This window comes from Halobacillus sp. (genome assembly GCF_049282395.1).
Taxonomy (GTDB): domain Bacteria; phylum Bacillota; class Bacilli; order Bacillales; family Halobacillaceae; genus Halobacillus.
In genome coordinates, this window is record NZ_JBAPTY010000304.1 from 1 (window position 1) to 9,008 (window position 9,008).

12 protein-coding genes are annotated in these 9,008 nt (G+C 39.9%); 5 read left to right on the forward strand and 7 right to left on the reverse strand.

Going from position 1 to position 9,008, the window contains the following annotated elements:
* Positions 1–19: 19 nt before the first annotated feature.
* Both WAM07_RS13100 and WAM07_RS13105 read right to left on the reverse strand, forming a co-directional pair.
* Entirely contained in the window at positions 20–337 is a 318-nt protein-coding gene (locus tag WAM07_RS13100) for a YuiB family protein (protein WP_422167505.1), read from the reverse strand.
* A 148-nt stretch (positions 338–485) separates the two neighbouring features.
* Complete coding sequence (locus WAM07_RS13105) at positions 486–1,706, reverse strand: NAD(P)/FAD-dependent oxidoreductase (RefSeq protein WP_422167507.1); 1,221 nt, start codon at positions 1,704–1,706, stop codon at positions 486–488.
* 297 nt (positions 1,707–2,003) lie between these two features.
* Between WAM07_RS13105 and WAM07_RS13110 the strand changes: the two genes are divergently transcribed.
* Positions 2,004–2,990 (forward strand): NAD(P)/FAD-dependent oxidoreductase, encoded by a 987-nt coding sequence (locus WAM07_RS13110; RefSeq protein WP_014644133.1) that lies wholly within the window; start codon positions 2,004–2,006, stop codon positions 2,988–2,990.
* A 34-nt stretch (positions 2,991–3,024) separates the two neighbouring features.
* On the opposite strand, the gene WAM07_RS13115 is transcribed toward WAM07_RS13110, so the two are convergent.
* Together WAM07_RS13115 and WAM07_RS13120 are read right to left on the reverse strand one after the other, a co-directional pair.
* Positions 3,025–3,270 (reverse strand): hypothetical protein, encoded by a 246-nt coding sequence (locus tag WAM07_RS13115; RefSeq protein WP_422167510.1) that lies wholly within the window; start codon positions 3,268–3,270, stop codon positions 3,025–3,027.
* A 288-nt stretch (positions 3,271–3,558) separates the two neighbouring features.
* Complete coding sequence (locus WAM07_RS13120) at positions 3,559–3,921, reverse strand: HesB/IscA family protein (protein WP_422167512.1); 363 nt, start codon at positions 3,919–3,921, stop codon at positions 3,559–3,561.
* 158 nt (positions 3,922–4,079) lie between these two features.
* Here WAM07_RS13120 and WAM07_RS13125 point away from each other — a divergent pair, with 158 nt between their 5' ends.
* On the forward strand, positions 4,080–4,775 hold the full coding sequence (locus WAM07_RS13125) for a metal-dependent hydrolase (RefSeq protein WP_422167514.1): 696 nt from the start codon (positions 4,080–4,082) through the stop codon (positions 4,773–4,775).
* A 680-nt stretch (positions 4,776–5,455) separates the two neighbouring features.
* Here the strand turns inward: WAM07_RS13125 and WAM07_RS13130 are convergent.
* On the reverse strand, positions 5,456–5,686 hold the full coding sequence (locus WAM07_RS13130) for a YuzB family protein (protein WP_422167515.1): 231 nt from the start codon (positions 5,684–5,686) through the stop codon (positions 5,456–5,458).
* Positions 5,687–5,779: 93 nt separating this feature from the next.
* Positions 5,780–6,103, reverse strand: coding sequence for a YuzD family protein (locus WAM07_RS13135; RefSeq protein WP_422167516.1), 324 nt, complete (start codon positions 6,101–6,103; stop codon positions 5,780–5,782).
* Between the two features lie 159 nt (positions 6,104–6,262).
* On the opposite strand from WAM07_RS13135, the gene WAM07_RS13140 reads away from it, so the two are divergent.
* Entirely contained in the window at positions 6,263–6,484 is a 222-nt protein-coding gene (locus tag WAM07_RS13140) for a NifU family protein (RefSeq protein ID WP_014644140.1), read from the forward strand.
* 185 nt (positions 6,485–6,669) lie between these two features.
* Here WAM07_RS13140 and WAM07_RS13145 read toward each other — a convergent pair whose 3' ends face one another.
* Positions 6,670–7,635, reverse strand: a complete 966-nt coding sequence (locus tag WAM07_RS13145; RefSeq protein ID WP_422167518.1) for a 2-hydroxyacid dehydrogenase — start codon at positions 7,633–7,635, stop codon at positions 6,670–6,672.
* Positions 7,636–7,814: 179 nt separating this feature from the next.
* Between WAM07_RS13145 and WAM07_RS13150 the strand changes: the two genes are divergently transcribed.
* Together WAM07_RS13150 and WAM07_RS13155 are read left to right on the forward strand one after the other, a co-directional pair.
* The gene (locus WAM07_RS13150; protein ID WP_422167520.1) at positions 7,815–8,330 is read left to right on the forward strand and encodes a phosphatidylglycerophosphatase A; all 516 of its coding nucleotides are present in this window, start codon (positions 7,815–7,817) and stop codon (positions 8,328–8,330) included.
* A gap of 124 nt (positions 8,331–8,454) precedes the next feature.
* The coding region (locus WAM07_RS13155) for a hypothetical protein (RefSeq protein WP_422167522.1) at positions 8,455–9,008 on the forward strand (554 nt) is incomplete at its 3' end.

Genomic DNA, 9,008 nt, shown 5'->3' on the forward strand with positions numbered 1-9,008 from the left:
TAACAGAAGAGGCTGTTTATTAAAACATTTGATAGCCATTTTTCCTTAACCAGCGGATAACAAGACCAGCGACAATGGTACCAGCTAAACCGCTCGCTAAAATCAATATATCAACTATTTGTAAATTTACTAACTTTGCAAACACAGTCGGAAAAGAAGTGGTTGGTTGTGAAAAGTACTCTGTCCAGGGAAAGTCGTCGACGATAAACAGAACGATTACTGGATAAACGAATGACATGACCCACGAGGACCGTAAAAGCATGTTCAAAAGGAAAGATATCCCAAAAAACAATACAAAAAACAATACAATAGAAACAAAAAACTGTATGATGTTCAATGAAGTTCCCCCTAAACTTACACTTGCCTAATTATCTCCAAAACTCATTCTATAACTGATAATAGTAAAGCGCAAGCGCTCTATATAAGCTAAGAAAAAAGCAAAGGCAACGATCTGCCTTTGCTTCTTGAACAAATGATTCACAACATTATTGGAAAAAGTTCAGCTTACCTTTCTTCAGAACAAGACCAGGACCGCCAAGTTTAAGAAGATAGCGATTATCAATTACCTTCTTCATAGCAGAAGCAGACCAGCCGAAGAGTTTCTTGTCGTTAAACACTACACCAATAGCATCTTTGTGACCTAGAGAAGCGACAGTACCTTTAAGGTCTGGAGTGAAAGGCTCCAAGTGATTATCCCCTTTTACAAGCTTGGTAAGGTTGTCTGCTGTCTGCTCAGCCATTTGAATAGCAATTTGAGCTGTTGGCGGATATGGGCGTTCTGTTTCTTCGTTAATAAGCAAAGCACAGTCACCTACGATAAATACATCGTCATGTCCTGCAGGGCGCAAATCGTCACTCACAGGAGTACGTCCCCTGTTAGACTCAAATCCCGCTTGTTCGACCAAGCTGTTTCCGCGTACGCCGGCGGCCCAAACAACTGTGTTAGTAGGAATTTCTTCACGTTGTTCATCTTTTTCAAAAACCAGTTTATTTTCAGTAACTTCTTTAATCATAGCACCGATTTTGAATTCGACTCCACGGCCCTCTAGAGAGTTCATGGCATATTCAACCAGCTCAGGGTCGAAACCTGGCAAGGCTGACGGAGCAGCTTCCACATTAATGATACGTACCTTTTCCCGAGGAATATCATATTCCCGGCATAGCTGAGGAACGCGGTTCGCAAGTTCACCAACAAATTCAATCCCAGTGAAGCCAGCTCCACCTACGACAAGATTTAAACGCTCTTGCTTTTTATCAGCTTCGTTATTGTATTTAGCAAAGTTGTACTCGATATGCTGACGAATCAAACGAGCGCTGTTAATGCTTCCAATCGTGAAAGCATGCTCTTTTAAGCCTGGGATTCCAAATGTAGCTGCTTCGTAACCCAAACCAATGACTAGATAATCGTACATTAAATCGCCGTTTTCGAGCATAACTCGTTTTTCGGATGGCTTAATTTCCGTTACCGTATCCTGTACAAAGTTAATTTTACTTGTATTGATAACGTCTTTAATAGGAATACGTGTATGATCATGGTGAAGGGTACCTGCAGCATTTTCATGCAGCCATGTAGTTTGGTAATGGTAGCTGTGCTTGTTCACCAATGTAACGTTTGCTTCATTTACACCTAAACTTTTTTGAAGTTTAACCGCTGTAATAATACCTCCATATCCTGCACCGAGGATGACTATGTTAGGATTTTTCATGAATAATCACTTCCATCTCGTAATATTTTATTTATCCGCTGAGTGTTCTTTGTGACTACTTTCACACATAATATTATAAAAAAATGTCGTTATTCTAATATGTTTGTCACAAATTCGGTAACTAGTGTCTAGTCTCATATTAGACTTTTTTATTTTCATTTTCAACCCATAATCCCTTTATCAAAATAATGGAATTATTACGTGTTATTGTAAAGGGTTTCAAGAGGGCTGTTTCCCATTCAAAAATGATTTGTGATAGAATGTACATTAGTGACATTTTTCAACAGGAGGTAAATTATGAGTGATAAGATATATGATATAACGGTCATTGGTGCTGGCCCCGTCGGCTTATTCACCGCTTTTTACGGTGGTATGCGTCAAGCCAGTGTCAAAATCATCGAGAGTCTTCCTCATCTTGGCGGCCAGCTCACTGCATTATATCCTGAAAAATATATTTTCGATGTAGCGGGCTTTCCAAGAGTCCGTGCTCAGGAGCTGGTTGATAACCTTGAAGAGCAGGCAATGGCGTTTGACCCAACTATTGCATTGGAACAGTCGGTTGAATCAGTCGAACGTGTAGAAGATGATGTTCTTAAACTAACCACTAACAAGGAAGTACATTATACAAAGACCCTGATTGTTACAGCAGGAAATGGGGCCTTCCAGCCGCGCAAGCTTAAAATTGAAGGCACTGATAAATATGAAGATACCAATTTACATTATCATGTTAATGATATGAATAAATTTGCCGGTAAGAATGTCATGATCTGTGGCGGCGGCGACTCCGCTGTAGACTGGGCTCTTATGCTCGAACCTATTGCAAACCAGGTGACACTGGTACACAGAAGGGATAAATTCAGAGCTCACGAACATAGTGTAGCCCAATTGGAGAACTCTAATGTGAAATTAATGACTCCTTTTGCGCCAGAAAAAATGATTGGTGAAGAACGAATAGAACAAGTTGAATTACATGAAGTCAAAGGTGATCGTGTAGAAACGATTGATGTGGATGATGTCATCGTCAACTACGGCTTCATATCATCCTTAGGTCCGATTAAGGACTGGGAACTTGAAATTGATAAAAATAGCATTGTTGTGAATTCTAAGATGGAAACCAATATAAAAGGGATTTATGCAGCCGGTGATATTTGTACGTATCCCGGTAAAGTCAAATTAATTGCCTCCGGTTTTGGAGAAGGACCGACAGCTGTCAATAATGCAAAAGCTTATATAGATCCGGGCGCACGTGTACAGCCCAAACATTCTACGAGCATGTTTTCGTAAGACATTAAAAGGAGACCCTTCCGGGTCTCCTTTTTTATGGTTCATTTTGAGCTGCTCGATCTTCACGATTCTTGATTGCTATATCTTTGACATGCTGGGAAACCTGAATTCCTCCGATCACGTAAATAAAGGTTAAAATTAAGTTCTGAACATTCATATCTATAGTCCCAAGACGTAAATACTGAAGCATGGTAACCCCGAGCGTTATAAAAAAACCAATAATAATGGCACTAATTCTGTATTCATTCATCGACAAACAGTCTCGTAATGCCTGCTTCATTTTAGTGCTCTCCTCTCCAAATAGATGGTTTACTTTCATGTATATGGAGAGAGGAACAAAAAAATTATCACATAAAAGAACCTGCCTTTTAGGACGTACAGCTATCGCTCAAGAAGAGCTTTTTGGCGAAATCAAAATGTACATATAAAAAACATCAACCACCTTTAACTATAAGCAAAATAACATTTTCCCCTCAGGACATAAAAATAGCTTGTAGAAAAGCCAGGCGGTTTCTCTACAAGCTGTGAACTTCCTTATAAGGAAAGTTTTCAATTTTTATTTAATTGCTTAGCAATTAGGGTCAGGACTTCCTGCGTTTGTCGCTGTCTTAAAGGAAGACCCGCACCCACAGGATACGATGGCATTCGGATTATCAATGGTAAATCCTCCACCCATCATGTTCTGTTTAAAATCTATAGTTGTACCTTCAATAATAGCAGCATCTTGTCGGTTAATCACAACAGGAATCCCGTTTGATTCTTCTGTAAGATCCAGTTCTTCATTAATTTCATCTTCGAAGCCCATGGCATATGATAATCCACTGCAGCCTCCACCTTTTACACCAAAACGAAGACGTACATTATTAGAATCTTCTTCTTTCAACATTTCCTTTATTTGGTGACTTGCCGCTTCTGTAATATTTAGAATCATCCTGAGCCACTCCTTTCTTTCTTAATGCTAGTATACTAACCACTGTCATAATTATCAAATGGATGAAATGTCAGTCGTTCACTTTCTAAATAATGTTTGAATAGTGTTTACACGGAGAATAAGCATTAGAGATATTGAATTTAGAAAGTAGGACAACTATGGTTTCCACCTTAATTACCCATGTTCCATCTACAACTTTACATCTGCTTGCAGGTGCTTTTATTATGTTTGCTTTTTTTGGTAAAAAAGAATATACAATTAAGCAGCGCGCTCTAATTATGAGTCTGGGATTTATCGTTCTGATCCCGGATATACCTAAGTTTCTTGGTACTACAGCTTTCCACTCCCTGATTGGCCTGCCATTTTTATCCTTATTACTCGCTATTCTTATTCAAAAATGGACTAGGACAAAGTACTGGTATAGTTTATTAGCAACGTTTACTACTTTTATGGGAGGTGCGCTGCTCATTGATTGGATTGGAAATGGTTCCCGCCTTTTTTCTCCACTTTCAAATAAGAATTATGCATTTACACTGCTCAAACAAGAGCTGCTATTAATATTACTTATGACTGCCGTATTACTTATCGTATTAAAAACAAGCAATAAATTGGTTCTTACGGCCGGGTTGCTCGTTGCCCTGAGTTTCTTATCCTTAAAAGCTTATGGAAAATTAGAATTACAAAGCTATTTACGAAATCAGGTTCAAACCGCGCCTATAGAGTGGATAGACGTTGAACCACACGGGCTTCTGGGAAACCAGTGGGAATTCGTCGTAATGGCTCACGATAAAAAGATCCGAGGCACAGCCTCCTTGCTTGGAAGCGATGTGAACATCACAAGCCGGATGAAATGACCCTTAGACATCTAGACGCCCGGCTATATTAGAGTCTCGTCATTTCCCCACCAACCCAGCCGAGTGAGAATAACGGACGCTTTTATAAGAGATAATGCTCTCCTTCTTAATAGATATTAAATGCTTTTATGACAGGCTATTTCACATCGTTATAGCATGAAAATAGCCTTATGAACACTTGCTATTTTCTCATCAACCCGTCGATGTCTTAAATGGTTTCGAGTTTCTGATTCGGCCAGGTCCGGAGGGGGACGATGAAGACTCCTAGGTTAAAAGCGGAAGCACCTTGGTCAGCGTCTGGACTGAGCTGGCGGAGATAAAGGAAACACGAAGAGCGTAGCGATTCGATGTTGACTTATCGTACAGAAGTGAGGGAAGTCTCACTAGACGCTAGGTGCTGGAGCTGGATAGCTCTCCTTGTGGTTTATGTTCTGATTTTCGAGTACGACTAAAGTAGTGTAAGAATGGGATGAACATGATCGGTAAGATCCCGGAAGGCGAAGCCTGAGGAAGCTTACCACATGCCCACGGAAAGCGAAATCGTCCCCCGAAGGACTGTCCTCTCAACCCAAATATCTCGAAATCAAGTCTTCAACAAAAGGGAGCTTTTCTGTGATAAGCATCACGTAGGTAAACTAAAAGAAGGCATCTGAGCGATGCCTTCTTTTTTGCAGCAAGTTTTATAGGGTCTCTTCCAAGTGTTCATATATTTTATCGACAAGTTCTTTTGGAGTATCTGCAATGATCCTGTCTCCTTCGACCATTGCATAAAGACTTTGAGAACAAAGTCCGCAATTACTTAAACAGCCATATTCTATAACATCCAAATCGGGATCTTTTTCAAGAATCTCTCTAGCTTCCTGTGCACCGCTGGCCAAATTATTAATACAAAATTCTATCAATGGATTCATCCACGTTCACCTCTTTTTTTATACGGATGAAACCCTATATCGCCCATATTTTAACACAAGGATCAAACAAACAACAGACATTTTCGTTATATCTTAAGCTTCAAGTCCTCTCGCTTCAAGAGCTTTATAAATGGATTTTAATCTAGGGTTACCTTCTCCCACAATCTCATCTCCTACAAGTACAAGCGGGTAAAAAAGTTCCTCATCAAGTAACCGATCGACCAGCTGCTCATCCACGCCTGGCTGGTTTTCTTCATGGAGATCATAATAGTGATAAGAAACCTTATTTTCTCCATACTTTCTTGTTATAGCTGCTTGAAGCCACTCAAAGGTTTCTTTTGATCCAGGTGCATTCACACAGCTTGCACACTTCACTTCTGCTCCATAAACGGTCAGGTTAATTTTCTTTTCACTCATTACTCTCTCCACCTTCATCAAATTCATATATTTTCATTTTACAAAACTAAGAAAAAAAGATAAAATGAAAATGGTTCTCAATCCATAAACCATCAGACTACAATAGATTTTTTGCCGATTTCGTTTTATAATGGAATTATAGAAAGGGGAAGATTGAACATGAATGAACAAGTTCAAGAAGTACTGAATAAACTTCGCCCATTTTTACTCCGTGACGGTGGAGATGTGGAGCTCGTAGATGTGGAAGATGGCATCGTGCGCCTGCGTCTTATGGGGGCTTGCGGAAACTGCCCTAGTTCTACCATCACTTTAAAAGCCGGCATTGAACGTGCCCTGGCTCAGGAAGTACCTGGCATATATGAAGTCGAACAAGTATTCTAATACATGACCCTAAATAGCCGGCACCTTAAACAGGTGCCGGCTTCTTTTTAATTACCAGCTCGGCGACTCTTTCTATAACCGCATAAAGATACTTCAGCCCTATTTACCCCTGTAACCGTAATGCGCTTCAAACCATAACCAATAGATGTAATGATTAGGGTTTAACTACAACTTTACAGCGAAGCTTACTTAACTGGAGTCAGCAATCTCTCATGATTAAAAAATCGGTATAAATTATCCAGGCATAATTTCATCATGTCAATGCGGGTTTCTCTTGTGGCTGAACCTATATGGGGAAGGCAAACGACTTGATTAAGTTGAAGAAGCGGATGATCTGCTCCTATGGGTTCTTTTTCAAATACGTCAAGCCCAGCTCCTGCTATCTCGTTGTTCACCAATGCTTCATACAACGACTGCTCATCAACCACCGCTCCTCTGGAAGCATTAATAAAAATGGCTTCCGACTTCATCCGTTGGAAAGTTGCCTGATCAAACATGTGATGCGTTTCAGGCGTCAGTGGTACCATACTAACGATAAAATCTGATTGCTCGATCAGTTCATGAAAATCCGTAAAGCTAGCCTCTAATTTTTCTTCCGTTTCTTTATTTCTTGACCGATTATGGTAAAGAATGTTCATATCAAACCCTTTTGCTCTTTTAGCCACTGCTTCACCAATACGTCCCATCCCAACAATGCCTATTGTCTTATGGTGAATGTCTGAACCAGCTAGAAGGAGAGGTGACCAAGGTCCCCACTCCCCTTTTTTGACAAACTCACTGGCTTCCACGATTCTTCTGGCTGCAGCCATTAGTAAACCGAAGGTAAGATCAGCTGTTGTATCCGTCAATACATCCGGGGTGTTCGTAACCGCTATCTTTTTTTCTTTTGCATAAGTGATATCAATGTTGTCATAACCAACAGCCAGGTTGGCTACAATATCCAAGGTGTTAGTCTTCTCAAGCAGCTCTTGATCGATAGAATCTGTCAGCATCGTCAACAAACCGTCAGCTTGAACACTCTTCTCTAACAAAACTTCACGCGGCACAGGTTTTTCTTCTTCCGGCCACATTTCAATGTTTAAATGTTTGCGGTATGGTTCAACCACAGCCTCTGGTAAAGCTCTCGTTATAAAAACATATGGTTTTTGCAAGCTTTTCCCTCCATTCATCCTATTTTCAAGACCAGTTTAACATATACTAATCCAAATCCATTCAAATGAGTAAGACGACTATCTGAAAGTTCTGATATAATTAGTCATAACCCATAGCGTTTGTATGGGAAGTCACACGGGTATTGATAGTGGGGAAATCGTAGAAAGGGTGTGAGAAAGTGGCAAAAGATAAAAAAGTAACTGAACTTGAAACAACAGCTCGAGAATGGCTTGCTGATCGCGGAGTAACCATTGATGACATGGCTGAGCTTGTCCATTATTTACAATCTCAATATCATGATGATTTATCTATGGAAGAATGCCGATTTAATGTGAATCGGGTTTTAAAAAAGCGCGAGGTACAGAACGCGATCATCACTGGAATTCAAATGGATCGCCTAGCTGAAAAGAAAATGCTTGAGGAACCGTTACAGACCACTATAGAAATTGATGAAGGACTCTATGGAATAGACGAAATCATTGCATTCTCTATTGTAAATGTCTATGGTTCCATTGGATTTACGAACTATGGATATATCGATAAACAAAAACCTGGCATACTTAAACAGTTAAATGATAAATCCTCCGGGAAATGTCACACATTTTTAGATGATATTGTAGGTGCTATAGCAGCAGCAGCCTCCAGCCGCTTAGCTCACAGCATTGCTGGCGACACTGACACTGAAGAAGATTAATAAGATATTAGGAATACCGCGTTTAAATCGCGGTATTTTTAATTTTCTGAAACCATATTCTCATGCCCAACGTAATACATATGAATAGATATTTATTACATATATGGAAAGGTTGTGCATGAACTTGCTGAAGAAAAGCTTAGTGTGGGCAGCTCCTGTTATTATCTCAATCGCCGCAGTACTCCTATTATTCGCGGAAAATTACTCAGATGTTACAGAACCGCCTACAGAAGGTTGGAGCCGGGGAATTAAACTAGGTCTGACTTCTACTGTTACAAAGCCTCATTTGAAATCTCTTAAAGAAGGACAGCTCGATGTTTCTTATCTCACAGAAGAGGGCGTAAAAAAAGATACATTTAACCAGGACTTTGAACTTGTTTCAGAAGAAACCATATCTATTCCAGTAGATAAATTTACAGAATTTTCCTGGAGTGGCCAGCATCTTATATACTCGGATTATCAGTCGATATTCATAGGAGAAAGCGGTGAAAAATTATCGGATATCTCGGACTTTTTCCCCTTAAAAGATCAAACGCTATATAGTAAAGAGGAAGAGCTCTTTAAGTTAGATACCGATACTCTAGAATCAGTAGCCATAATGGATCTCGAAGATAAGAATACCGAAATAGCTGTCACAGAAACAGAGCAGGCTGCTTATATAATGACTAGGACTATAGA

Bases quoted from the DNA above. Each gene is read 5' to 3' on its own strand.
- WAM07_RS13105 (WP_422167507.1), bottom strand. From the start codon at position 1,706: ATGAAAAATCCTAACATAGTCATCCTCGGTGCAGGATATGGAGGTATT.
- WAM07_RS13110 (WP_014644133.1), top strand. From the start codon at position 2,004: ATGAGTGATAAGATATATGATATAACGGTCATTGGTGCTGGCCCCGTC.
- WAM07_RS13115 (WP_422167510.1), bottom strand. From the start codon at position 3,270: ATGAAGCAGGCATTACGAGACTGTTTGTCGATGAATGAATACAGAATT.
- WAM07_RS13120 (WP_422167512.1), bottom strand. From the start codon at position 3,921: ATGATTCTAAATATTACAGAAGCGGCAAGTCACCAAATAAAGGAAATG.
- WAM07_RS13125 (WP_422167514.1), top strand. From the start codon at position 4,080: ATGGTTTCCACCTTAATTACCCATGTTCCATCTACAACTTTACATCTG.
- WAM07_RS13130 (WP_422167515.1), bottom strand. From the start codon at position 5,686: ATGAATCCATTGATAGAATTTTGTATTAATAATTTGGCCAGCGGTGCA.
- WAM07_RS13135 (WP_422167516.1), bottom strand. From the start codon at position 6,103: ATGAGTGAAAAGAAAATTAACCTGACCGTTTATGGAGCAGAAGTGAAG.
- WAM07_RS13140 (WP_014644140.1), top strand. From the start codon at position 6,263: ATGAATGAACAAGTTCAAGAAGTACTGAATAAACTTCGCCCATTTTTA.